Source organism: Enterococcus sp. DIV0210g (assembly GCF_050559705.1).
In the GTDB taxonomy this organism is placed as follows: Bacteria; Bacillota; Bacilli; order Lactobacillales; family Enterococcaceae; genus Enterococcus_B; species Enterococcus_B faecalis_A.
In genome coordinates, this window is record NZ_CP187903.1 from 1,848,465 (window position 1) to 1,874,109 (window position 25,645).

Here is a 25,645-nt window from a genome sequence, read left to right on the forward strand (position 1 = left end):
AGCTTTGTTCTTCAAAATCCTTTATCTAAAGTATCTTTTGCCCAAAATTACTGCTATTTAGAGTATAATCAGAACTGAACTGAGGAATTTGAAACGAAAAAAGGAGTTATTTTTATGTACTCTTCTATTATATTAGATCAAGAACTATATGAAAAAGAATATTTCTCGCCTTTTGCTCTGACAGATTTGCTTTCAGAAGCAGCCGGGAAAAAACAGCAAACGTTTTTGCATTTTTGGCAATGCAAAAAAACAGTCATCTTAGGCATGAAAGACACCCGTGCCGCTTTTTTTCAAGACGGCGTCCAAATGATCCGTCAAGCGGGTTATCATCCTGTTGTCCGAAATTCAGGCGGACTAGGGATCGTTTCTGATGAAGGAATCTTGAATATCTCATTGATTTTCCCGCAAAACAAAGACAAAAAAATCACGATCGACGAAGGGTATGAAAAAATGACTGCTTTAACGCGTGCTGCTTTCCCTGAGACCCAAGCTATCGAAGCATTCGAGATTCCTGATTCTTATTGTCCAGGAACATTCGATCTAAGTATTCGGGGAAAAAAATTCGCAGGGATCGCACAGCGAAGAGTCAAAGAAGGCATTGCCGTTATGATTTATTTAAGCGTAAACGGTAATCAAACATTGCGGGGAAATTTAATGAAAGACTTTTATCGCTCCGCGCTAAAAGAACGATTTGGTACAGACGGCTATCCACCTGTCGCACCAGAAAAAATGGCTGATTTAGACGAACTGCTTGGCTTTTCGCTTTCCGTTGAAGAAGTCAAAAACCGGTTTATCCAAAGTTTCACTACACTTTACGGAGAAAGCACTGCCCTTTCTTCCAATGAATGGCGTCATGAAAATGTTGATCCAGCTATTTGGCAGCAAACGATCGAACGTATGAAAGAGCGAAATAGTCTTTTAGAGGAGGAATAATGATGACTTTGCCTTATAAATACCAAACATTGCCGATCGAAAAGGTTTTTCGCGATCCAATCCACAACTATATCCATGTCCAGCATCAAGTGATCTTGGATTTGATCAATTCAAAAGAAGTCCAACGTTTGCGAAGAATCAAACAATTAGGAACCTCTTCTTTTACCTTTCACGGAGCGGAACACAGCCGTTTTGCCCATTCCTTGGGTGTATACGAGATTTCTAGAAAAATCTGTGATATTTTTTCGCGGAATTATTCTCAAGACAAGGTCGGCGCTGGCGGTTGGGATGACAGCGAGCGTTTAGTGACGCTTTGTGCTGCTTTGCTCCATGATGTCGGACATGGTCCTTATTCTCATACGTTTGAGCATATTTTCCATACGAATCATGAAGAAATCACTGTAGAGATTATTACTTCACCAGAAACAGAAGTCTATCAAATCTTGAATCGTGTAGAAGAAGGTTTTCCTGAAAAAGTGGCCAGTGTTATCCAAAAAACATACCCCAATCCGCAAGTCGTCCAAATGATTTCCAGCCAGATTGATGCGGATCGCATGGATTATCTGTTGAGAGATGCGTACTTTACAGGCACAGAATATGGTACATTTGATCTGACACGTATTTTGCGTGTGATTCGCCCTTATGAAGGCGGCATTGCTTTCTCTATGAATGGCATGCATGCGGTGGAAGATTATATCGTCAGCCGCTACCAAATGTATGTCCAAGTTTATTTCCATCCTGTTTCCCGCGGCATGGAAGTTATTTTGGAACACTTACTTCATCGTGCCCGTGAACTATTTCGCGAAGACAGTCAGACATTTGAACTTCATTCTCAATTATTGCTGCCGTTTTTGAATGAATCTTTTACTTTAGGCGAATACTTGAAACTGGACGATGGTGTATTAGGTACTTACTTTACGCAATGGACAGAAGATTCTGATCCGATTTTAAGTGATCTTGCTAAACGTTTCTTGAATCGTAAACCATTGAAGTCGGCTACTTTTGATGAAACGATTCCTAAAGAACTTATCTCTGAATTAAGTGGTCTTGTCGAAAAAGTTGGCTATAATCCAGTCTATTATACAGCAATCAATTCAAGTTATGACTTGCCCTATGACTTTTATCAGCCAGAACAAGGACGTCATCGGACACAAATCGAGATTTTGAGAAATGATGGAACTTTGGTAGAATTATCCCAAGTCAGTCAGCTAGTAGCTGCACTTGCTGGTCAAGAACAAAGAGATGCTCGCTTCTTTTTCCCGAAAGAAATGGTTGACCCATCTCTGCGTGACCATTATGATTTATTTGATGAGATCTATCAAGATTTTGCCCGCCATATAAAAAATGGTGCGCTGATTGAAAATGATTAGAGCCTATTTGAAGGTGCAGTTTCTGCTGTATTTTTCAGATATGACCGAAATTTTAGGAGGATATGAATGGCTATCAAATTAGTTGCTATCGATATCGATGGTACATTGCTGAACAAGAAAAGAGAATTGACACCAGAAGTAAAAGAAGCAATCGCTGCTGCAGTTGCAAAAGATGTAGCAATCGTCTTGTGTACAGGACGTCCGCTTCCTGGGGTATCTGAACAATTGAAAGAATTGGATCTTTACCAAGACAATGATTATGTCATCACATATAACGGTGCTTTGGTCCAACAAACAAAATCTGGAAAAATCATTGCGCGTCATGGTTTGACACATGAAGACTTTCTAGAGATCGAAATGATGGCTCGCAAAGTCGGCAGTCATCTACATTCGATCAATGATCACTCGATTTACACAGCAAACCGCGACATCAGCGAATATACAGTACGCGAATCAAGTTTGGTGAACATGCCGCTGAAATTCCGTACCCCTGAAGAAATGACACCAGATATGGATATCGTCAAAATGATGATGATCGATAAACCAGAAGTACTTGCTGCTGCAATCGCTCGTATCCCTCAATCTTTCCGAGATAAATTCACAACTGTCAAAAGTGAAGAATTCTATTTTGAGATTTTGAACAAAAAAGCAAGCAAAGGCGCTGCAGTTGAAAACTTAGCGCAATACCTGGGCATCGACCAAGACGAAATCATGGCAATCGGCGATAACGAAAATGATCTGTCTATGATCGAATATGCAGGACTTGGCGTGGCAATGGGCAATGCTGTCCCAATCGTCAAAGAAACGGCTGACGTTGTAACAGCTTCAAATGAAGAACACGGTGTCGCTGAAGCAATCAAAAAATACGTATTGTAGAAAGTATCCTTTGATTAAAAAAACGCTTGAAAACAACAATGTTTTCAAGCGTTTTTTATTATCGTTCTCCAACGATTATTTTTCGCGGATCACTTCGATTTTATAGCCGTCTGGATCGACAACGAAATAGTAAGAAGGCGCTGTGCCAGGCAGACCTTTCAAATCAGTTACATTCAATCCGTCATTTTTATGCTGTTCATGCAATTGTTCCAAGTCAGCAGCCGCAATCGCGATATGTCCATAACCATTTCCTAAATCATAACCTTCATGATCGTAGTTGTATGTCAATTCCAACTCATAATCATCTCCTGGTAATGTCAAATAGACAAGTGTGAATTTATTTTCAGGAAAATCTCTGCGGCGGCTTTCTTCAAAACCAAATGCTTTTTGATAAAATTCTAGAGATGCCTCCAAATCTTTTACTCGGACGCAAGTGTGTGCCATTTTCATTCGTAAAAACCCCTTTCTTTTTATTTATCATAACAAAAAAACAGACCCGCTTTCACGGTTTGTGCCTATAAATTAAAAATTCCTCATTGAATGAGAGAACAAAATTTTTATAGTCGGAACAGACATTAACCAATCATCACGCTTTCTTCCGGATATTTGTATTTTGCTTCTTGCTGTCTCGCTTTCGTCATCAATGAAAAAGCAACAGTCAAGATTCCTACTCTTCCGATATACATGACTATGATAATCAAAAGTTTGCCAAATTCTGTCAGTTCCGGCGTCAATCCCATCGTCAAACCAACCGTACCAAACGCTGAAAAAACCTCAAAAGCGATATATTCGATGCCATGTCCGTCTGGGATCGTTTCCGTCACGGATAAAATCATGATTACCGCTATACATAAAGTCAGTGTCAAAAAGAATAACGTAAATGCACGAAAAACGGCTGCTGGTCGAATCGTACGTCCAAAAACTTCTGCTTTCGATCTTCCTTTGAAAATCGAACGAATCTGGATCATCAGCACAGCAAAAGTCGTTGTTTTCAAACCACCCGCCGTAGATCCTGACGTCCCGCCAATATACATCAAAATCATCGTGACGATCAAACCCGCGTGGCTCATCTGCATGTAATCGATCGAAAAATAACCCGCTGTACGAGCGGTAACGCTCATAAAAAAGGTATTCGCTAAACGTGCAAACCCAGAATCACTGTTTACCAATGAAACACCATTCTGTTCGGTCAAAAGGAACAAAAGAAAACCGCCCGCCAGCAAAATCCCTGTCACCGTGAGAGCAAGCTTGGAATGCAAAGTCAATTTTCGCAAGCGGCGATAACTCAAGATATCCCGCCACACAATAAAACCCAGACCGCCAGCAATAATCAACACAGAAACCACCATCAATAAATAAACATTGTTCTGATACCCGACTAAACTATCTCCCAGCAAATCAAAACCAGCATTACAAAAACTGGAAATCGCATGGAAAAGACTATACCAGAGCCCTTTTACCCAGCCAAGTTCCGGGACAAATACAAAAGCCAATGCCACAGCCCCGATAAATTGGACCACGAAAGCAAACTTTAAAATATAGAGCATCAACTTCATCACGCCAGACATCTCTTCCAAATTCAATGTTTCCCTCAAAACGATTCGGGTACTCAAATTGACTTTTTTCCGCAGCAATGCGAAAAACATGATCGGCAGCATCATAAAACCTAAGCCGCCGATCTCAATCATCAGCATGATAATGAATTGACCTAATTCATTCCAATGTTCCACCGTAGAAACAGTCGTCAATCCTGTCACACAAATCGCTGACGTTGCTGTAAATAACGCATCGATAAACGGTGTCGGTTCATTCGTTCTGCTGAAAATCGGCAGAGTCAGCAAACTTCCGCCTAATAAAATAAGTACAAAGAAGCCCAGCGCCAATAATTGGACTGGCGAAAGCGGCCGGTTGTTTTGTTTTCTCTCTTTATATCGTTTATACATGTCTTTTGCCTCTTTGAAAAAAGACACCGCTATTTGGCGGTGCCCATATTTTTGACTTTGATCAAACGAGTGACTTCTGCTCGTTCATTTTCTTCAAGTTTCATTTGGATATAATAAATCGTTTCTTCTAGTTGGGGAATCGTCATATACTCCAACGCGTTGACGCGACGCCGTGTCTTTTCGATCTCGCTCGCCATCAGCTGACATGTTTTTTCGATTTCTGTCAGCTCCAGTAATTTAGGGAGCACTTGTGTAAATTGGTCGATGGATTGATCCAATTCCGCATTAGAATTAAGGTAGCCATACTCTAATGGTGCATCGCCTAATGTTTCATCATATTGAAAATTCATCAGCGGTACTTTGACGCTCATGATGTTTTTTTCAACAATCGATAATTCGACATTTTCTGCCGGCAAGACAAATAATTCTTCGATAAACGATTCATTGATTGCGGCATCTGCCAAAACAAAGTCCGCCATCGCAGATTGCAATGCAGCTTCCACTTCTTGTCTAAGCTGGTTGTTTTTCCGGATCAGCAGAATGAACTGACGCATCAGCTCATCTTGCTTGTCTTTCAAAAGTTTATGTCCTCTGGTTGCCGTAGTCAGCTGTTTTTTCAAACGCGTCAATTCCATACGCGTAGGATTGACATTCAATCGTGCCATCAGAATCACTTCCTTTCCGGCAAATACTTATCGATCATTTCATCCTTGATTCGTTTCATTTCTGTTCTTGGCAGCATTGCCAATAATTCCCAGCCCAAATCTAATGTTTCTGTGATCGACCGATTGGTGTAAAACCCTTGATTTACATATTCTTTTTCAAAACGATCTGCAAATTTCGCATAGATTTTGTCGACATCAGACAGAGCTGATTCACCTAAAACAACGGCTAATTCTTTTGCTTGCTTCCCTTGAGCATAGGCAGCAAACAGCTGATTCATGGTTGCTGCGTGATCCTCACGGGTTTTTCCTGGTCCAGTCCCCTTGTCTTTCAAACGTGAAAGCGAAGGCAGTACATCGATTGGCGGCTGGATACCGCTCTTATCCAAATCTCGGGATAAAATGATTTGTCCTTCCGTGATATAGCCTGTCAAATCAGGAATCGGATGTGTTTTGTCATCTTCGGGCATCGTCAAAATCGGAATCTGCGTTACCGAACCTTTTGACCCGCGAATTCGGCCAGCACGTTCAAATAACGTCGCCAAATTGGTATAAAGATACCCTGGATACCCTCTTCTTCCTGGCACTTCTCGTCTAGCAGCAGAAATTTCCCGCAGTGCTTCAGCATAGTTCGTCATGTCTGTCATAATCACCAATACATGCATTCCTTTTTCATAGGCCAGATATTCAGCCGCAGTCAAAGCCATTCTTGGTGTAGCAATCCGCTCGATTGCTGGGTCATTCGCCAAATTCATGAACATAACAGAACGATCGATGGCCCCTGTTTGACGGAAATCTTCCATGAAAAATTCTGCCTCTTCAAAGGTGATCCCGATTGCTGCAAAAACAACGGCGAAATCATCAGAACTATTCAAAACAGAAGCCTGACGCGCAATTTGCGCAGCTAGTTCTTTATGAGGAAGTCCTGATCCAGAAAATACTGGCAGTTTTTGACCTCGTACTAATGTATTCAAATGATCGATTGCCGAAATACCTGTTTGGATAAATTCATCTGGATAATCTCTGGCAACAGGATTCAAAGCTTCCCCATTGATATCCAGCATTTTTTCCGGCAAAAGTTCAGGTCCATTGTCTTTTGGACGTCCCAGTCCGTCAAAAACACGCCCAATCATATCTTCTGAAACGCCTAATTCCAGCGGATGACCTAAAAAGCGCACAGCTGAGTCTCGAAGATTGATTCCGCTTGTTCCTTCGAAGATTTGGACCATTGCTTTGTCTTCATGGACTTCCAGCACTTGTCCGCGGCGAATCTCGCCATTTTGCATGCGAACTTCGATCAATTCTTCATATTTTACACCGGATACTTTTCCGACAGCCATCAGCGGGCCTACGACTTCACCGATTGTCCGATATTCTTTAATCATTCGTCATGCCCCCTTCTGAAATGATTATTTGGATCGTTTGTTTGATTTCTGCTAAAATATCGTCCAGTTTGCTTAACTCTGCTTCTGACACATATTTGCTTCGTGCTATACGATCCCGCAGTTCTACTGTTCCATTCATGATCTCACTCAAATAAGCACCTAATTCCAATGCTCGTCTGCCTTCTTCGTTAAAGGTCAAAATCAGCTGCAGCATTTTGAATTGTTTTTGACGGGAAGTAAAGGTGTCTACATCATCAAAAGCATTCTGCTGCAGATAATCTTCTCGGATCGATTTTGCTACTTCTAATGTCAAACGATCATTATCCGAAAGAGAGTCGATCCCCACCAGACGAACGATTTCGTTTAATTGAGACTCTTCCTGCAAGATCCGCATTCCTTCTGTGACCATTGATGACCAGTCTTCTTGTAAAATCTGATCCATGTATCGTCCAATCTCAGAAGAATACAACGAATAACTTTGAAGCCAGTTGATCGAAGGAAAATGACGCATTTGCGCTAAACTAGAATCCAATCCCCAAAACACTTTTACCACTCGCAAAGTATTTTGTGTAACGGGTTCTGAAATATCCCCGCCAGAAGGAGAAACGGCACTAATGGCTGTAATGCTGCCTTCACGGTTATCAGAGCCCAACGCAACCACTCTTCCAGAACGTTCATAATATTCTGCCAAACGAGAACCAAGATATGCTGGATAGCCTTCATCCCCTGGCATTTCTTCCAAACGGCCGCTCATTTCCCGCAATGCTTCTGCCCAACGTGAAGTAGAATCCGCCATGATTGCTACGTCATAGCCCATGTCTCTAAAATACTCAGCAATCGTGATCCCGGTATAAATAGAAGCTTCACGAGCCGCAACAGGCATGTTGGACGTATTTGCAATCAATACTGTCCGTTCCATCAGTGATTCACCAGTATTCGGATCAATCAATTCTGGAAATTCATTCAAAACATCAGTCATTTCATTTCCGCGTTCTCCGCAACCTACATAAACAACTAGATCCACGTCCGCCCATTTAGCAATTTGATGCTGGACCACTGTTTTCCCGGCACCAAATGGACCAGGAACTGCTGCCGCACCGCCTTTTGCTACTGGGAAAAATGTATCAATGACACGTTGACCCGTGATCATTGGTGCATTCGGGTTCATTTTTTCTTTGATTGGGCGTCCACGTCGAACCGGCCATTTTTGAAGCATCGTCAATTCTTTGTCGCCTTCTGTTGTTTCGATCACACAAATCACTTCATCGATTGTAAACGAACCTGAATCGATTTTTTTGACTGTTCCTTCCACACCGAACGGAACCATGATTTTATGCTGGATTACTTTTGTTTCATCCACTGTTCCAAGAATATCACCTGCAGATACTTTCATCCCGACTGCTGCTTTAGGTTCAAACACCCATTTTTTTTCGTGGTCAAGAGCAGGAAGCTGTACGCCTCTTCCCAGAAAATTACTTTGCGTGATTTCCATAAAGGTATCAAGAGGACGTTGGATACCGTCAAACATTTGTGAAAGAATACCCGGGCCTAATTCCACAGATAAAGCTTCCCCTGTTGAACGAACGGGTTCCCCCGGTCCAATACCTGAAGTTTCTTCGTAAACTTGGATCGATGCTACATCTCCGCGCATCTCAATGATTTCTCCAATAACTCCGATGTCCCCTACAAGGCACATATCTTGGATACTGGCGTCTGACATGTTTTCTGCCATGATCAAAGGACCGGAGACTTTTATGATTTTTCCAATTTGCAACGTTTTTATCTCCTTTGTGTTATAAGATATTTTGTCCAACTGCTTTTTCGACATTTTTTTGGATTTCTTCTGCCCCTATCCCCAATGTTCCTGTATGGTTTGGGATCAAGACGATTGCTGGCATCATTTTTTCTTTATAGCGTTCGATTGTTTCAGGACTTAGAGAAGCACAGTGTTCTGTGATATAAATAACACCGTAATTTTTTTGTGCCATTTCTTCAATTCCTTTACGAACTTCTCGATCAGATACAGCATATCGCACATCGAATCCGAATAATTTGAAAGGCAAGACAGAATCTTTGTCACCGATGACCCCGATTTTATGCGCCATAGACTTGTCTCATCCTTTCTCTGATTTTTTCTTCTCCAAATGAACTTCTTTTCCCAACGACCAGCAGACGCAGATTTTTGCTTTCGACTTCTTTTGCGTTTAAAAAAGCTAATAACGGCAAAGGCCCGAAAGCTTGTGTTTGAGCGGCTTGATACATGGAGCTCAAATAGTCATCTTTGATTCGTTCCGCAGCAGCTAAATCGATTCTTCCTTCTTTGATTGCTGGTTCTAAAAGTTCACCATAATCTGTCGTACGTAAAAATTCAGTAAAGTCTGCCAGATCCTCCCCAACAAATGTCAGCAATGTTTCTTTTGAGATACTTCCTGAACTAGAGAGTACCGCTGTCAGAAACCCATGTGTCCGATGTTGTAAGATACCTCTAGCAGTCGTTGTCAGATTGGTCAGATCGATAAATGCGATGATTTCATCCAACAACTCTTGGTAGCCTAATTTTTCTCCTAAACGACGCTGCTCTTTTAAAAAATGACGGTCATAGATTACATCGATACCTTGTAAAATCGTTGATTCTTCCACATACTCTTTCACTTCTTCAATACTATCCATCACACTTTGAGGCAGCTCAGCAGAAGTTTGGGTATGTATCGCATCTTTGACAGCCTCCAACGAATAGAAGCCGTCATAGATAAATAAGTGATCAAGATCCTGACCTGTCAATTCTGCTTTTGTCAGTACTTTTAAATTGTGGAAGGTATAGCGCATCGTGTATATCCAAACAATTTCAGGTTCTGGGGAAGTTTCTTTTAGCCAACTAAACAATTTTTCCTGCTCTTTTTGCAGATTTTCTTCAAATTCATGTTCAAAACCCTCATAGATATAGGGACTATAGACAGTTGTTTTCAAAATCTCTCCAACTGCTGCAACAGAATTTGCTTGGATCATTCGTTCAAAATCCTCTGCCGAAAGAAGTTCAAGTTCTCTTCCCCTGATCAGCGGATTTAATTCATGATAGCTTGTCTTCATCTGATCCCTCCTTACTCAAACAATTGCTGTGCGATCTCATAGCCCATCGTTCCTTGCAGATCTTGGATCAAATGGCTGAAAATAAAGTTGTACTGTACGCCTTGGTCATCCAAAAGAAAACCGGCTTGTTTTGGGATGATCTGGCTGCTTTTCACTAAACGAAAAGAGAGTTTTTGGTTCAATTTTTCAAGCCAATTTTCTGTAAAATAAGCTTCAGATTTTTCCCCCGCAATCAGTTGGATCTCACCAGACAAGTCCAATTTTTCCAGCGCTTGCTCAGTGAAAGATTGGAATTCTTTTTCATCCCAGCTTTCCATTTTTTTCGTTGATTCAGCGAATAAATGATGTAGAAATCGCTGCTTTTCGTTCAAGGTTTCTTGTCTGATTTCTACTTGCTGGCGGTTTTTCAATTGCCGATATTTTTTATCAAGCAATTCTGTTTGTTTTTTTAATTGTTTTTGATAGTCGTTTTCTACCTGCGTTCGTTTTTGTTCAAATTCCTGGTCGATCTTTGCCCGTTCTGTTTGTTCATAGCTTGTTCTTTCTGCTTGTGCCGTTTCATCCATTTGCAAGATGATTTTTTCAATGGCATCCATCGTCCAACCTCCTTACGCGTTCAATACTAATAGGAATGAGATAACAAATCCTAAAATCGCGTATGTTTCGACCATTGCTGCATAGATGATCCCTTTTGTTGCATGCTCTGGTTTCTTCGCTAAAATCTGAATACCAGCTGCCGCAACTTTTCCTTGAGCGATTCCGGAAAACAAACCAGTGAATGCGATCGGCAAGGAAGCCCCTAAAAAGTTCAATCCTTGAATAACTGACATATCTCCGCTTAGATTGATAAAAATCAAAAAGGCGATAACGAAACCGTAAAGACCTTGTGTTCCTGGTAAAAGCTGTAAAATCAGCGCCTGTCCAAATTTTTCGGGCTGGCTTGTCGTCAATGCCGCTGCTGCTTCCCCTGTCATACCGACGCCTTTTGCTGAACCAATCCCAGAAAAAATCGTTGCTGTCGCCATCGCAGCTACTGCGAAGACCATTCCGCCATTTTGGTTGATCAAGTAATCCATCATTGTAAAAAATTCCTCCAATTATTTATGTTTTTTATTTTCAGTGATATTGACATGTTTTTCCGCTGTTCGAAACGGATCAAACGCCCGGCCTCCGCCGGTATAAAATTTGCCGAAAAATTCGACATACTGCAATCTTGCGCCATGGACATACGCGCCCAAAAGCGAAAGAAACATATTCAATGCATGCAGCGCAATAATCAGTAAAATACCGACACTAAACCGTGCAGCAGGCGGCATAAATGCAACCAGCATATTGAACGCTGCAGCAATACTTCCGCCAGATATCCCGAGAGCCATCAAACGAGTATAACTAACCAAATCACCGATATACCCAGTGATTCCATAAAGGTTGTAGGCTCCCTTGGCTGCTCCCTTTACTTTTGAAGAAGATTGGATGATCGGCACTGCCAAGATACATAGTGCAGATAAAATCGCTAAAGCTGCTCCTCCGTAAGTGACGAGAGAATTATGCAGCAATAATGCTCCAGCTGCTGCAATCCCTATTCCGCCAAGAATTCCTTGCCAAGCAAAACCTTCGCTGACAGCTGACAAGTATTCTTTTCTCTTGATGTGTTCTTTTCCTGCGACAAACAATCCGACGAAAATCTGGATCAATCCAAACACGACGGATAAAATCAAGATCGTATTCACATCTTCTGTTGTGGATAAAATCGGGAATGGGAGTTTCAAACCAAAAATCTCTTTTGGTAACGCCTGTCCAAAGAATGAGCTGTAGATCAAGCCCCAGATGATTGTCGGGATAGACAGGATCTCAAAAAATTTCATAAATCGCTGCATCCCTCGTGGTAATACAGTGAGTTTTTGGACTAAGATCGTTGCAATCAGCATGACCAATCCATAACCGATATCTGCCACCATCATTCCAAAAAAGACCAAGTAAAACGGCGTCATCCAAGGCGTCGGGTCAATTTCTTCGTATTTAGGCAAACTGTACATCTCAGTTAATATCTCAAAAGGTGCGACCACTGGATGATTGCGTAATTTGGTCGGCACTTCTTCTTGGATTTCACCTTTCGTTGGTACATCAAAACTCAGATAAACTTGGTCCTCTTCCAAATATTCTTGGACTGTTTGGACAAATGCTTCTTTTTCTTCAACATCGATCCAGCCTTGCAAAACGATCAGATAACGTGCGTGGATAAACCGTTCTTTGATTTTTTCCCGCTCGATCTTCGCTAAGGCAACTTCTTCCCCCCATTGCAGACGGTGGATCGCTTCATTTTTTTCACCGATTTTCCGAGTCAATTTCTGCCTTTCTTCCCATAATGAATTCAAGCTTTCTTTCACTTGCGCCAAGACTTGTTTTGGTTGTCCGGAAAAAGGATACTCTTCTTCTGAAAAACCATACTTGCTGGCGATTGCCGTTATTTCAGAAAGTGCGGATCTCAATGTAACGTAAGCAAGGGCTGTCTGTTTTTCGGAATAATAGATTTCTTCCAAGCCTACGATTCCTGTTTGCAGCAGTTCTTCTTTGAACGCTTCAACATTCGTTGTGCTTATTCGGCCGATTTTCAAGACTGTTTCTTTGCTTTGGTAGGTATTTGGGTCAAGATCCAGCGATTGCCAAATCGTCAATTGTTCTTCTTCTTCCAAAAGCTGCTGATTCTTTTCTTCCAGAAGTTCCCATTGTTTTTTCAGAGTCAATATCTCTGTTAGTTCTTTGTCAAATATTTCCTCAGAATGAACAGCTTCCAACTCTTGCAGCGAAAGTGCTTGGCGTTTCAAGCGATGTTTTTTCGCTTTGCTGTCGCCATAGTGTTCCACGAATTGGATCGCTTCGTTGATTTTCACTAATTGCTGTTCCAACTGCTGCAGACTGCTTTGAGCATCTAGTGCATCAATATCCATAAAGTAGTCGCCGACCCATTGATTGCTGTCAGATTCTTTGAACAAGTCGCGAATCTCAACATTTTGCAAACCTTGGACCGTTTGCAAAAGCAATTCTTGATTTTTTTTATCGGTGATAAGGGTTGCTTTCTCCATCTTAGTGACGGCCATATAATTGTTTCACCCTTTCAATAATTGCATCTGTCGCCTGTTCCTGATGCTGTTCATATCGTTTTTCCAAATTTTCTCGTATTTCTGCGGCTTCTTTTAACAGCACTTCTTTTTCTGATTCTAAAAGCTGCTGCTCTTTTTGTTCTTTTTCTTCAGAAAACTTGGCCAGCTGTTGGCGGCGAGCCGCTTGCATCGCTTCGATTTCCTGATTTTTTTGTTTGGCATAGTTACTTATTTCCTGCTGCAGATCTTTTGCTTTTTGTGCATTTTTTTCTTCTGCTTGCCGGATTTTTTCCAGTGCTTCGAGCAATTGATTCACTTCCTTTCTGCATAAAAAAAGAGACACATGCTTTCTATTTTGAAAGTATGCGCCCCTTAAAGATTCTGGCATAATGATTGCGGGCACTCTCAAAAATCGTTCTTCTCACCCCTTGAAGAACATGATCCTTGAAGCTTGCGCCCAACCATTTTTTAATTCTATTTGATTTTAGTTTAACAAAAAACACAGCCGCCTTCAAGTCAAAAAATCCCTACATATAAGACTTTCATTCTCTGAAAAAACAGATAGAAAATCGAAAAAAACAATGGTACCTCCTTTTTCACTTTCCCAGTCGCTTTCCTTCAAAAAATAATAACAACCTGATACAATAAGTCCACCATGAGTTGAAAATCAGGAGGTACATATTATGAAAAAAACACTTATCGGAATCGCCGGCAACCAGCTGCTGGAATCTGCGGCTGTTTTCAATGGCAACCAAGTAACTTATACACCGCAAGGATTCGTCAATGCCGTACAGGAGGCTGGCGGGCTGCCTATCGTATTGCCGATCGGTTCTCCTGACTTAGCAGAAGCGTATATTCGACAAATCGATAAATTGTTATTAGCTGGCGGACAAGATGTAGATCCAAGTCTATATGACGAGCAGCCGCATCCAAAATTAGGTATGACAAATCTTGACCGTGATTCTTTCGAAAAAGCGCTCGTTCTTGAAGCCATCAAACAGAAGAAACCGATTATGGCCGTTTGTCGCGGCATGCAGCTAGTAAACAGCGTACTTGGCGGTTCCCTATATCAAGATTTGTCTCTTTATTCAGAATGGTCCGTCAAACATGAACAACAGCCTACAGATGGCCGTTTCGCTACGCATTCTGTCCAAATCGACCAAGAAAGCCGATTCAGTAAATTGCTGCCTGAGACATATATGGTCAACTCTTACCATCATCAAGCGGTCAAACGTTTAGCACCTTCTTTAAAAGCTGCAGCTTGGGCGGATGATGGCACGATCGAAGCCGTCGAAAGCAAGCAGCCTGACGAAAAAATCATCGGTGTGCAATGGCATCCTGAACTTCGCCACCATGTTGAACCGCTTGAACAAGGCTTGTTCAACTACTTTGTGCAAGAATTTTAACTATTTTTTGGTAAAAAAAGACAGCTGATCTAAGACTCCACAACTTCCAATGTTGCGGAGTTTTTATGTATCCAACGAGACTTTATTTTTCATGAAGTCTCGCTGAAGCCTGCTATTCTCTGTTCGAAAAATAAGCAGAAAAGTCGATCTCTTTTTGCTTGGCTGTTTGATAAACAGCCAGCAATTCTTTGAGTTGTTCGATTTGTTTTTTTAATTTTGTTCCCTTGGTTGTATCCCGATTCAATTTCCGCGGAAGCTGCTGGTCAATGACCCTTTTGACATACGGGAACCGTTCTTTATCTGCTCTTCCATTCTCTAATGGTACAAAGGGGTAATGCGTGACGATTTGGAAACCATAGGAATTACACAATAACGAATAGCCGGCGATCCCTGTGGTTTTTTGATAAGCTTTCGATAATCCGCCGTCGATCACGAAGACCGTTCCATTTGCTTTGATCGGCGATTCTCCCTTGCGAACCTTGACTGGTGTATGTCCATTGATGATAACAGAGCCGTTTTTGTCTAATCCAAATTCTTCAAGTACTTTTTTACTGAAAGATTCTTCATTTCGCAATTCGTAATAACGGTTGCTGTGTTCTTTGTGTGTCTCTTTTTCATCTAAAAAGTAACGTTCAAACGTCGCCATTTTTGATTTTCCAAATAACGGAGAGATCGGTCCGCTCCACGCATACCAGATCATATCTGTTGAAAAATCTTCCCGCAGTTCCAGATTCTGTGCGCTTTGTCGAATCTGTTTCTCAAAAAAACGAAGGAGTGATGCGCCTGAATACTCTTTATCAAAAGTCAACTTCAAAAAATCTCCTTTTTCATCTATCGGCAAACAACCATGGAACAGCAGATGATCATTATATAGTGAATACATACTGCCTTTTTCCAATAAAAAGCGGATATGTTTCTGCATCCTTGGTGAATATTGGAGCGAGTACATCAGATTTTCGATCACATAACGTTCTTCCTCTTGCCATTTTTCAGGTGTTTCTGGCGTAATCGTTTGAAAACAAGGTTGATGGATTCTATACGTTTCGCCTTCTAGTGTAAGCTGATTGTTTTCATAATCGATTTGATGCAAAAGTTTCCGATAATCCATATCAAATTCGGGCCGACGTGTCAAAAGTTGTTCCTCTGATTTGAATTGCATGATTGCCAACGCTTGATGGACTTTTTCTAGTTCTTCCTTCTCCATTTTCGAAAGCTGTTCGCTGTTTTTTGGTTCAAATCGGTCATTTTTCTGATAAACACGATGCGCAAAAGAAAATAATGGCCGGAGATTCAACCCGTATTCTTTTTCCAAATCAAACAAATAATTATATCTCGCAGCAATCCTCAATAAGGTCAGCAAACAAGCTTCTGAACCGCAAAATGCACCGATCCACAAAAGATCATGGTTTCCCCATTGGATATCGACTGAAGGAAAAGCTTCCAGACGGTCCATGACTTGCGCAGCATCTGTCCCTCGGTCAAAAATATCCCCGACGACATGCAGATGATCAATCACCGCTTCTTGTATAGTATACGCCAGCTTGATCAAAAATTTTTCCGTTTCCTCCATCAAATTCAATTGTTCAATGATTTTTTCAGCGTAATCCTTTTTCCCCGTCAGCCGATCATCGATGTACAGCAGTTCTTCAATGATATACGCATATTCAGTCGGCAGTCCTTTTCGTACTTTTGAGCGGGTATATTTTACCGTTGTATAACGTAGAAGTTCAATCAGATACTGAATGAGCGTTCCTTTATCTTGCTTCTGATACCAGTCATTTGTTACCCCTTGTTCAGGATAAGCCACAAAAAGTGTTAATTCGTTAAGGTCATCATCTGAACAACGATCTTTGAATAATTCATTTATTTTTTCTTTTAAATTTCCTGAACCAATGCGCAAGATATGGTCAAAAGCAGCAAATTCACCATGAATGTCGCTCAAAAACAATTCGGTTCCTTTCGGCAATGCTAAAATCGCTTCCAAATTAATGATCTCAGTTACTACAGATTCTTTTGTCGGAAACTTCTCTGCTAACAGCGATAAATAATTATCCATGATCCGCCTCTTCTCTAAATTGGTATATCTTAAATAATACACTAAAATTCTTATTTTTCAACAAAAATAAACTAAAATGAAAATATAGGTCTATATACTTTTATTTGTTTTTTTAAATAACACTTATATAAAAAAGAAGCTGCTAGGTTAAGCAACTGTTCCCTAAACCTTTCGATTTCGAGACCGCCTAACTGCAGCTTCTGCTATTCATATTTTGTTAAAAAACTGGGTTATGCTTTTTTCTTTCGTTCATTTCTTAAAATAGAGATGGATTGTTTCAATGAACTCCAGATACCGCCTTCGCTGTATACAAGAACGTTTGATTTGTATAGATTCGCTGAGAACAGTGTCAGCAAGATCGTTACAACTATTAATAACCCAAGAGAAACAAGCACACCGCTTATTTCTACTGTTTCATTCGCTAAACGAACGGGCATGATATAAGAAGATAAGAATGGTATATATGAAGTCACTCGGATAACGATATTATTTGGATCAGATGCTCCTAAGACCAATCCTAGCAGATAACCGCCTAATGACAAATAAGTCACTGGCAAAATCGCTTTTGCTGTATCTTCTGCTTTGTTGACCAAAGAACCGCACAATGCTGCCAATACAGAAAAAATCAGGATACCAAACAGCATGAACAATAGAGAGTACCATAAAAATGGACCAACTAGTGCATCTAATGAAAACTCATTTAAGAACGTCTTCACGATTTCCATATCTTTGAATTGATTGTAACCTACTACACCAATCACACCGTATAATGCCATTTGTGTCACTGCAACAAGTAAGACCCCGACCAATTTTCCATAAAAATGTTTCTGTGCCGTAGTACTTGAAAGGATGACTTCCATGATTCTTGTTCCTTTTTCTGAAGCAATTTCCTGCGCGATGATTTGTGCATAAGTCAAGATAACGATGAATAATGCAATCGTAGCCGCATAGCTGATGGCATATTGAACCGCTGAATTGTCTTCGCCAATCACCATTTTCCCTGCATTATCAAAACTGACTTTTTGGCGCTCCAATTTTGCCGGCTGACTTAAGCTAGCAACTTCTTCTGCTGATAAGCCTAGAGAACTTGCCCGTCCCATCGACTGGATACCAGTTAACTGCTGTTGGAGCAGAAGCTGTGTGCTTTGCCCAAGAGAGTTTTCGCTATATAAAGTTCCAGAGAGTTCATTGTTCTTTTCCTCTACCACAAGATAAGCGTCAACTTCTTCATCTTTCATTGCTTTCTGCGCTTGTTCTACAGAGTCAATACTCTTGAACTTGAATTCACTGTTTTCTGTTTGTTCTAGATATTGAGCCACTTGCGGGTTTTCAGTGACAAGTGCGATTTCATTGACGTCACGGTTGTTTTGAGCAAAGTTTCCTGCAATATATACGATTCCGCCCATAATAAAAGGGACTAAGATCATGATCAAGAAAGAAATCGATTTGACATTCTTTAAATAAACGTCTTTTGCAATGATCCAGAATTTACGCATCTGTTTCACCTGCTTTCATTTTGAATATCTCTTCCAAAGTAGGCGGCTGCTGGTTGAACATTGGGATATAGCCTCTGCTTGTTGCTCTGGCAAAGATTTCTTTCCCAGCTTCTGGCGAAGACAAAGTGATTTCTAAAGAACCATCTTCTCGTTTTTCAACAAGCTGGACGCCTTCGATTTCTTCTACTTCTGATTTTGTCATCCCTGATTCTAAAAAGACTTTTGTTCGTCCAAATGATTCACGAATCTCATGTACTTTTCCATTTAAAACTGTTTTTCCATTACGAAGCATGATCAAGTCATCACAGATTTTTTCTACGTTATCCATGTTATGACTTGAAAAGATGACACAAGAACCATTTTTCTTTAGTTCAATGATCCCGTCTTTTAATAATTCAGCATTAACTGGGTCAAGTCCGCTAAATGGTTCATCCAAAATAATCAATTTTGGTTCATGGATCAAAGTAGCAATCAGCTGTACTTTTTGCTGATTTCCTTTCGATAAAGATTTGACTCTATCTGTTTTCTTTCCTTTTACTTGAAACTTTTCCATCCAAAAATCGATTTTCGGTTCGATTTCCTTCTTTGTTTTCCCACGTAATTCGGCGAAATAGATCAACTGATCTTGAATCGTTACTTTGGGATACAATCCCCGTTCTTCTGGCAGATAGCCAATCATGTCATAATCTTTTTCGTCTAGTGGACGGCCGTTCCATAAAACTTCTCCTTGATCTTGTGTCAAAAAATCTAATATCAAACGAAAGGTCGTTGTTTTCCCAGCTCCATTTTGCCCGATCAATCCCATGATTTTCCCGTCAGGAATCGTGAAAGATAGGTGATCAACGGCTGTATAATTGCCAAATGTCTTGACTAAATCTTTTACCTCTAACATGTGTTCACTCCTTTTCCCCAAAGTATATCATCGTTATTTAAAAGCGTATTCAGCGTTGCTTGTGAAAAAAGATTTTTTACTGACAAGAACGCACCTGCGCCTTCTGCTTTCTTTTTGCACATACAAAAATAATAGGACACTTTACTGTTTTTGTAAAGCGCCCTATTATTTTATCATTTATCCTTCATGCAACGTTTTATAGACATTTTCGGCTACATTTTTCGGCAATCCTGATACTTGGAGTTCTTCGACAGTGGCTGCCGTAATATTTTTCAAAGACTTAAATTCTTTCAATAATGTTTTTTTCCGTTTAGGTCCTAGCCCTTCTATCCCATCTAATCTTGAAGCAAAACTGTTTTTGCTTCTTAATTGCCGATGGAAAGTAATCGCAAATCTGTGGACCTCATCTTGGATTCGCTGCAACAAGAAAAACTCCTGCGAATTACGCTCAAGAGGCACTACATCAAGGTTTGGTCCAAACAGCAATTCACTGGTTCGGTGTTTGTCGTTTTTTGCCATTCCGGCTACCGGGATATCGATACCCAATTGATTGATCAGCACATCTTTTGCTACATCGACTTGTCCTTTTCCTCCATCAATTAGGATCAAATCTGGTAATGGAAGTTCTTCTCGGATAACACGCGAATAACGTCGATAGATTACTTCCCTCATCGAAGCGTAATCATCGGGGCCTTTTACCGTTTTGATTTTGTATTTCCGATACTCTTTTTTGGCTGGTTTTCCGTCAATAAACACGACCATTGCAGAAACCGGATCTGTCCCCATGATATTTGAATTATCAAAGGATTCGATACGAATCGGCGCTGGGATATTCATTGCATTTCCTAGTCGTTCTACGGCTCCGATTGTTCGTTCTTGTTTTCTCGCAATCAAATCAAACCGTTCATTTAGCGCCACAGATGCGTTTTTGCTTGCTAGATTCACTAACTTTTTCTTTTCGCCGCGTTTCGGCTGGATGACTTTCGTTTCCAGTAATGCTTCTACGCTGGCTTTGTCGATATCATCAGGAATCAATACTTCTTTCGGAATGAAGTGTTCATTTTCTTGATAAAATTGGCCAATATAGGTCAAGAAATCTTCTTTCGCATCATTATAAAATGGAAAAATCGACACATCCCGTTCAATCAATTTTCCTTGACGTACAAAAAACACCTGTACACACATCCACCCTTTGTCAATTGCATAACCGAATACATCACGGTCGATCAAGTCAGCATTGGTCATTTTTTGTCTTGTCATAATCGTTTCAATGGCACGAATCTGGTCACGGTACTCCGCTGCTTTTTCAAACTCCATGTTTTCAGCCGCTTTTTGCATTTTCTCTCGGATTTGTGTTTCGATTTCTCCATATCCGCCATTCAAGAAATGTTTGATTTCTTCTACCATTTTTGTATAAACTTTCGGGTCTACATCGAAGTAGTACGGACACAGGCATTGGCCTAAATGATAATACAAACAAGGTTCCTTGGTTTGGGTTTTCTTACATTTGCGTAAAGGAAACAAACGATCCAATATTTTTTTTGTTTCATTCGCCGCACCAACATCGGGATAAGGACCGAAATAATTTGCTTTATCTTTCAATACTTTTCGAGTAATCACTAATCGTGGGTATTTTTCATTTGTGATTTTCAAAAAAGGATACGTTTTATCATCCTTCAGCATAATGTTGTATTTAGGATCATTTTTCTTGATTAAGTTTATCTCTAAAAGCAGTGCTTCGATATTCGATTCTGTCACTATGTACTCAAAATCTTCAATCTCGCTTACCAAGCGCTCCGTTTTGGCGTCATGGCTTCCTGTAAAATAAGAGCGTACTCGATTTTTCAGAACTTTTGCTTTGCCGACGTAGATGATCGTGCCGTTTTTGTCTTTCATCAAGTAACAACCTGGCTGGTCAGGAAGCAGTGCTAGTTTATTTTTTATTCGTTCGTTCACGGAAAACTTCCTCTCTTATTTTTTCCACCTCATTATAACACGTTTATATTAATGGTTGTAAATTGAACCGTTTTATAAAGAGATTCTATAGTTTTTTCAATTGCCAAAGAACTTTCCCGAATACAGCACAAAAAACAGGAGATAAGAATATGCTGGCTCAGCATTTTCTTATCCCCTAATTTTATGTTTGAAGGTTCTTGTCCAAAGCATCTGCAGTTGCTTTGGGCTGCTTCAGTTTGTCTCGGCTTCTTCCTCGTTTCAGCAGTTGTCTGGCTTGCATGATAACACAAGCTAAGTCGAAGGATAGCCAACTGCTGAATAAAGAGTCTTATTGCTGTGAAACACGAAGAACGAAGTGATTCGATGTCGAACAGTTCATTGAAAAAATGACCTCTTATCAAACGGTGTTCAAGAACCAGCTTCTTCGGCACTAACTCAAAAAAACAAAAAATATAAGAAGCTATTTTATGTTTTTCTTCGTTACTGCTTGAAGCTGAACGGTTCTTTCACAACCTCTTACTAAACGGTGTTCAAAAGCTAACTCCTTCGGCAATAAGCTTTTCTCACAAAAAATATAGAAAGCTATTTTTCGTGAGAAAAGAGTCTTATTGCTCGGAGCTGAACAGCTTTTTCACAGCCTCTTATACGTATTGTTCAATCATTTGTCGCAATTGCTCTTTTGAATGCACTCCGACAACTTTTTCTACGATTTGTCCATCTTTTTTCAACATCAACGTTGGGATACTCATGATGCCGAATTGTTGTGGTGTTTCTGGGTTTTCATCCACATCCATTTTAACGATTCTTAATTCTTCTTCACCATATTCTTCTGATAATTGATCCAAGATTGGTGCTTGCATACGACATGGACCACACCATGTTGCCCAAAAGTCGATTAAGACTAAACCGCTGTCTGTTTCTTGGTTGAATGTTTGATCTGTGATTGGTTGACTCATAAAAAATACCTCCATACCTATTTAGTGTTTTCATTATAGCACTGGTTGCTTTAAGAAACGAATCTTCTGCTTACCTTTAGTAAGAATTTACTTGAATTTCACAATCGTAGCCCCGTTACCGCCCTGATTTTGCGGTGCAAACTCATAGCTGCTGACACTTCGATGATTCTTAAGATATTCCGTGATTCCTTGACGCAAAGCACCTGTACCTTTCCCGTGGACGATGGTCACTTGCGGATACCCAGCTAAGATCGCCGCATCAAGATATTGGTCAACTTCGCTTAATGCTTCTTCATATCGTTTGCCTCGAAGGTCTAACTGATTTGGAACGCCGCCGCTGCTTTCAGAGCGTACGGTATGGATCACACGTTGGGCAGGTTCTTTCTGTGGTGCGATTGGTGTCAATTCATCTTCAGATAGATTCATTTTTAAAATACCGATCTGGACTTGCCATTGCTTGTTCCCGTTACTTTTCAATAACGTTCCTCTTTGTCCATACGTATTGACGAGGACTTCATCGCCGACTTTCAGTTTTTTCTGTTCTTTGGCTTTTTTCAGAACTTTGTTTTTCTTCAATGTTTCTTCTTGGTGCAGATCAGCTAATTGCGTTTTTGCATCGATCAGTTGATGTTCTTTCACGCCGCCGTTGCCGATTGCTTGCTGCATTTTTCGAATGTCAGCAATGATTTTTTCTGCTTTTTCCTCTACTTCGGAGACTACTTGGTTAGCTTTTTTCCGGGCATCTGCCATTTCTTTTTCCCGCTCTTCAAAGAAATAACTGTAAGCTTCTTTTAGTTCTTTTTGAAGCTGTTCGGCTTCTTCAGCGTAATGACGCATTTCAAGATACTCGGTCTCTGCCATTTTTCTTCGGTTCTCCAAGTCAGCAATCATTTCGTTCAAGTCTTGGCTTTCATCATCCATCAGCTGTTTTGCTTCATCGATGATTTGCGGATCAAGACCTAATCTGCTGGAGATCTCAAAAGCATTGCTTCGTCCTGGGACGCCAATCAGCAAGCGATAGGTTGGGCTTAATGTGTCTACATCAAATTCCATACTTGCATTGATTGTATTTGCTCGATTATAGCCATAGACTTTTAATTCCGGATAGTGCGTCGTAGCCATAACGTATGCGGATTTTTTTCCTAAGTCGTCTAGGATTGAGATCGCTAAAGCTGCCCCTTCTTGCGGATCTGTTCCTGCTCCTAGTTCGTCAAAAAGAACTAAGCTTCGTTCGTTTACTTTTGCTAAAATATCCACAGTATTTGTCATGTGGGAAGAAAAAGTAGACAAGCTTTGCTCAATGGATTGTTCGTCTCCGATATCGGCGAAAACTTCTTCAAAAATACCGATCCGGCTTTCTTCCTCTACTGGCAGCGGCAAGCCTGATTGTCCCATCAGCTGCAGCAAACCGAGTGTTTTCAGCGTAATCGTTTTACCACCTGTATTCGGACCAGTGATCACGACTGCTTGGTAATCTTTTCCGATCGTTATATCATTAGGAACGACTTTTTCTGGATCAATCAATGGGTGGCGGGCTTTTTTCAAGTACACGTGGTTTTCTTCGCTGATTTCAGGAACGACGGCTTTTTGTTCTTTACCAAAACGTGCTTTCGCATTGATCAGATCCATTTTCCCGATCACATATGCATTATGAAGGATATCTGTACGATGAGGCACTAATTCAGCTGATAATTCACTAAGTATCCGCTGTACTTCGTTACGTTCTGCGATTTGATGCTGGCGTAAACGGTTATTCGCTTCCACCACTTGTTTTGGTTCGATAAATAAAGTTTGTCCTGAAGAACTTTGATCATGGACGACACCGCCAAATACACCGCGGTATTCTTGTTTCACAGGGATAACATATCTTTCATTCCGCATCGTAATGATTGCATCGCTTAGATATTTAGCATTCTTTCCGCGGACAAGTCCGTCCAATTGTTCTCGGATCGTTTGTTCACTGCGGCGGATATTGTTGCGGATCGTTCTTAATTCAGGTGATGCTTCATCTGTCACTCGACCATCTTCGTCGATTGCTTCTTTTAAGCGGCGGTTCAAGTCTGGGATTGTGACTAGTTGTTTTGCCCATTCATATAAACGATAAAATTCCACTTCGCTGTCTCTCAAATCATTCAGGAAACGGGTCAATTCGCTTGTTGTGGAAAGGACTCTGGAAACTTGTGCTAATTCGATGCCATTCAAATCTGCACCAATCTCGATCCGTTTCATGTGCGGACGGATATTTTCGATTTTAGGGATCGGGATTCCCCCGCGCAAACGCTGGATCTTCAATCCGTCTTCTGTCTCCTGCAGCCATTTGCTGATTTGGTCAAGGTCGCTGACTGGCATCAATTGCGCCAATTCTTCGCTTCCTTGGGCAGTGACAAGATACTGCCGGATCATTTGTTTTACTTTTTCAAATTCTAATGTTTCTAAAATCCGTTCGTTCATTTTTTCACCTGCTGTCTTTTAAAAGTAAAAAAAGGCTGACTTAGTTTCTATTTTCAGCCTAGCCTATTATTCTGGTGATCCACAAATCATAAATCTTGTTGGATAATACGGGTGTATTTTCAACGATGAATCGTGGAAGACCATTGGATTTAAATAAATTTTGGATACTGTCTAAAGGGACCATCATCAATAAACTCAACAGCATAAAAATCACTGCATAAGCAACGACCATTGATAAGATCCCGCCTGCGATCCAATCTGCCTGCCGCAAGACTGGGACATAGGTCAATCCGTGTAAAAATACACCGATGAATCTCGTGATCAGCCAGCCAGCTGCAAAAATCGCAAGAAATGCCACACCTGCATAAAAAGCCTGATCCAAGCTCAACGAACGTGCTTGGTCGAAAAAGGCCATCTGTGAATCTGGCGTCACCGCAGGATATGGGATGTATAATCTCAAATGATTTGCTAGCGGTTTATAAAAATGCTGTGCTGCGATAAAAGAAATCACATAACCGACTGTAAAGACGGCTTGCATCGTAAACCCTCGGCGTGCCCCAGAAAAAAAGGCGATCAACAATATAAATAAAATCAAGAGAGTCAGCATCTCATTTTCCTTTCTATCTAGTTCGAAGATTTTTGTTTGATTTGATTCTTTCTATTCTCATTCAGAATCTGTTGGGCTTCGACATGGTTTTTGATTTCCATGTCGCCTCGGCCTGTTTCTTTCAAGACTTCCCGCGCTTCATTTTCGATTGCTTCCATGCGTTTGACCCGGTTTTCCAGTTCTTTAAACTTGATCATTTTCTTTTTCAATCCAGAAACTTCTTCTTCAAGTCCAAGAATCCGTTCTTGTTTCTTCAATTGATCTGAAAGTGCATTGACAGCCATCAAAATCGCTGCTTGTTCATTGTCGAGCTGAGGTGAAAGATTCTTTAACTCAAGCAGCTGTTCATTGACTAATTTCGTCACTGTATCCATGTGCTGCTTTGTTTCTCGGCCGATGATCGTATAAGTCTGGTTGGCAATCACTGCTTTATAGCGTGTTTTTTCGTGTGCCATGTGAATCGATTCC

The 25,645-nt window shown here is 40.7% G+C and carries 23 protein-coding genes and 1 other annotated feature; of the genes, 4 read left to right on the forward strand and 19 right to left on the reverse strand.

Features of this window, described 5'->3' with window-relative positions; all coding sequences use genetic code 11:
* The first annotated feature begins 114 nt into the window (after positions 1–114).
* The 3 genes from IGI64_RS08990 (at position 115) to yidA (ending at position 3,179) form a co-directional block, all read left to right on the forward strand.
* Positions 115–933, forward strand: coding sequence for a lipoate--protein ligase family protein (locus IGI64_RS08990; protein WP_429940219.1), 819 nt, complete (start codon positions 115–117; stop codon positions 931–933).
* 2 nt (positions 934–935) lie between these two features.
* A complete protein-coding gene (locus IGI64_RS08995) occupies positions 936–2,303 on the forward strand; it encodes an HD domain-containing protein (RefSeq protein ID WP_429940220.1) in 1,368 nt (455 codons plus the stop codon).
* Between the two features lie 66 nt (positions 2,304–2,369).
* Positions 2,370–3,179, forward strand: a complete 810-nt coding sequence (yidA, locus tag IGI64_RS09000; RefSeq protein WP_016623425.1) for a sugar-phosphatase — start codon at positions 2,370–2,372, stop codon at positions 3,177–3,179.
* 75 nt (positions 3,180–3,254) lie between these two features.
* On the opposite strand, the gene gloA is transcribed toward yidA, so the two are convergent.
* The 11 genes from gloA to IGI64_RS09055 all read right to left on the reverse strand — a co-directional run bounded on the left by gloA (position 3,255) and on the right by IGI64_RS09055 (position 13,673).
* Positions 3,255–3,629 (reverse strand): lactoylglutathione lyase, encoded by a 375-nt coding sequence (gene gloA / locus IGI64_RS09005; RefSeq protein WP_429940221.1) that lies wholly within the window; start codon positions 3,627–3,629, stop codon positions 3,255–3,257.
* 125 nt (positions 3,630–3,754) lie between these two features.
* The gene (locus tag IGI64_RS09010; RefSeq protein WP_429940222.1) at positions 3,755–5,122 is read right to left on the reverse strand and encodes a TrkH family potassium uptake protein; all 1,368 of its coding nucleotides are present in this window, start codon (positions 5,120–5,122) and stop codon (positions 3,755–3,757) included.
* 29 nt (positions 5,123–5,151) lie between these two features.
* Positions 5,152–5,787, reverse strand: a complete 636-nt coding sequence (locus IGI64_RS09015; RefSeq protein ID WP_034861462.1) for a V-type ATP synthase subunit D — start codon at positions 5,785–5,787, stop codon at positions 5,152–5,154.
* Positions 5,788–5,792: 5 nt separating this feature from the next.
* Positions 5,793–7,169, reverse strand: a complete 1,377-nt coding sequence (locus IGI64_RS09020; RefSeq protein WP_429940223.1) for a V-type ATP synthase subunit B — start codon at positions 7,167–7,169, stop codon at positions 5,793–5,795.
* Positions 7,162–8,943, reverse strand: a complete 1,782-nt coding sequence (locus tag IGI64_RS09025) for a V-type ATP synthase subunit A (protein ID WP_429940224.1) — start codon at positions 8,941–8,943, stop codon at positions 7,162–7,164. Before IGI64_RS09025 ends, IGI64_RS09020 begins: the two co-directional genes overlap by 8 nt.
* A gap of 19 nt (positions 8,944–8,962) precedes the next feature.
* Positions 8,963–9,274 carry a V-type ATP synthase subunit F gene (locus tag IGI64_RS09030; RefSeq protein ID WP_429940225.1) on the reverse strand — a complete coding sequence of 104 codons (312 nt, stop codon included), beginning with the start codon at positions 9,272–9,274 and terminating at the stop codon, positions 8,963–8,965.
* Positions 9,264–10,256 (reverse strand): V-type ATPase subunit, encoded by a 993-nt coding sequence (locus IGI64_RS09035; protein WP_429940226.1) that lies wholly within the window; start codon positions 10,254–10,256, stop codon positions 9,264–9,266. The genes IGI64_RS09030 and IGI64_RS09035 overlap by 11 nt, the downstream gene beginning before the upstream one ends.
* Positions 10,257–10,267: 11 nt before the next feature.
* Entirely contained in the window at positions 10,268–10,852 is a 585-nt protein-coding gene (locus IGI64_RS09040) for a hypothetical protein (protein WP_016623417.1), read from the reverse strand.
* Positions 10,853–10,864: 12 nt separating this feature from the next.
* Positions 10,865–11,335, reverse strand: a complete 471-nt coding sequence (locus IGI64_RS09045) for a V-type ATP synthase subunit K (RefSeq protein ID WP_034861458.1) — start codon at positions 11,333–11,335, stop codon at positions 10,865–10,867.
* Positions 11,336–11,353: 18 nt separating this feature from the next.
* Complete coding sequence (locus IGI64_RS09050) at positions 11,354–13,354, reverse strand: V-type ATP synthase subunit I (protein ID WP_429940227.1); 2,001 nt, start codon at positions 13,352–13,354, stop codon at positions 11,354–11,356.
* A complete protein-coding gene (locus IGI64_RS09055; protein WP_034861575.1) occupies positions 13,341–13,673 on the reverse strand; it encodes a hypothetical protein in 333 nt (110 codons plus the stop codon). The genes IGI64_RS09050 and IGI64_RS09055 overlap by 14 nt, the downstream gene beginning before the upstream one ends.
* 99 nt (positions 13,674–13,772) lie before the next feature.
* Positions 13,773–13,820 (reverse strand) — a sequence feature (sodium ion sensor (DUF1646 type); this cis-regulatory element may regulate processes involved in with the transportation of sodium ions).
* Positions 13,821–14,040: 220 nt separating this feature from the next.
* Between IGI64_RS09055 and IGI64_RS09060 the strand changes: the two genes are divergently transcribed.
* Entirely contained in the window at positions 14,041–14,763 is a 723-nt protein-coding gene (locus IGI64_RS09060; protein WP_429940228.1) for a gamma-glutamyl-gamma-aminobutyrate hydrolase family protein, read from the forward strand.
* A gap of 112 nt (positions 14,764–14,875) precedes the next feature.
* On the opposite strand, the gene IGI64_RS09065 is transcribed toward IGI64_RS09060, so the two are convergent.
* The 8 genes from IGI64_RS09065 to zapA all read right to left on the reverse strand — a co-directional run bounded on the left by IGI64_RS09065 (position 14,876) and on the right by zapA (position 25,632).
* Positions 14,876–16,819: a fructose-1,6-bisphosphatase gene (locus IGI64_RS09065; RefSeq protein WP_429940229.1), complete on the reverse strand. Its 1,944-nt coding sequence runs from the start codon at positions 16,817–16,819 to the stop codon at positions 14,876–14,878.
* A 230-nt stretch (positions 16,820–17,049) separates the two neighbouring features.
* Positions 17,050–18,315, reverse strand: a complete 1,266-nt coding sequence (locus IGI64_RS09070; RefSeq protein ID WP_016623411.1) for an ABC transporter permease — start codon at positions 18,313–18,315, stop codon at positions 17,050–17,052.
* Entirely contained in the window at positions 18,308–19,207 is a 900-nt protein-coding gene (locus IGI64_RS09075; RefSeq protein WP_429940230.1) for an ABC transporter ATP-binding protein, read from the reverse strand. The genes IGI64_RS09070 and IGI64_RS09075 overlap by 8 nt, the downstream gene beginning before the upstream one ends.
* A gap of 177 nt (positions 19,208–19,384) precedes the next feature.
* Positions 19,385–21,163, reverse strand: coding sequence for an excinuclease ABC subunit UvrC (gene uvrC / locus IGI64_RS09080; RefSeq protein WP_016623408.1), 1,779 nt, complete (start codon positions 21,161–21,163; stop codon positions 19,385–19,387).
* A 641-nt stretch (positions 21,164–21,804) separates the two neighbouring features.
* Positions 21,805–22,119, reverse strand: a complete 315-nt coding sequence (trxA, locus tag IGI64_RS09085; protein WP_034861456.1) for a thioredoxin — start codon at positions 22,117–22,119, stop codon at positions 21,805–21,807.
* A gap of 87 nt (positions 22,120–22,206) precedes the next feature.
* Entirely contained in the window at positions 22,207–24,570 is a 2,364-nt protein-coding gene (locus IGI64_RS09090) for an endonuclease MutS2 (RefSeq protein ID WP_430596455.1), read from the reverse strand.
* A gap of 58 nt (positions 24,571–24,628) precedes the next feature.
* Entirely contained in the window at positions 24,629–25,177 is a 549-nt protein-coding gene (locus tag IGI64_RS09095) for a CvpA family protein (RefSeq protein WP_034861454.1), read from the reverse strand.
* Between the two features lie 17 nt (positions 25,178–25,194).
* Positions 25,195–25,632: a cell division protein ZapA gene (gene zapA / locus IGI64_RS09100; RefSeq protein WP_016623404.1), complete on the reverse strand. Its 438-nt coding sequence runs from the start codon at positions 25,630–25,632 to the stop codon at positions 25,195–25,197.
* Between the last annotated feature and the right edge of the window lie 13 nt (positions 25,633–25,645).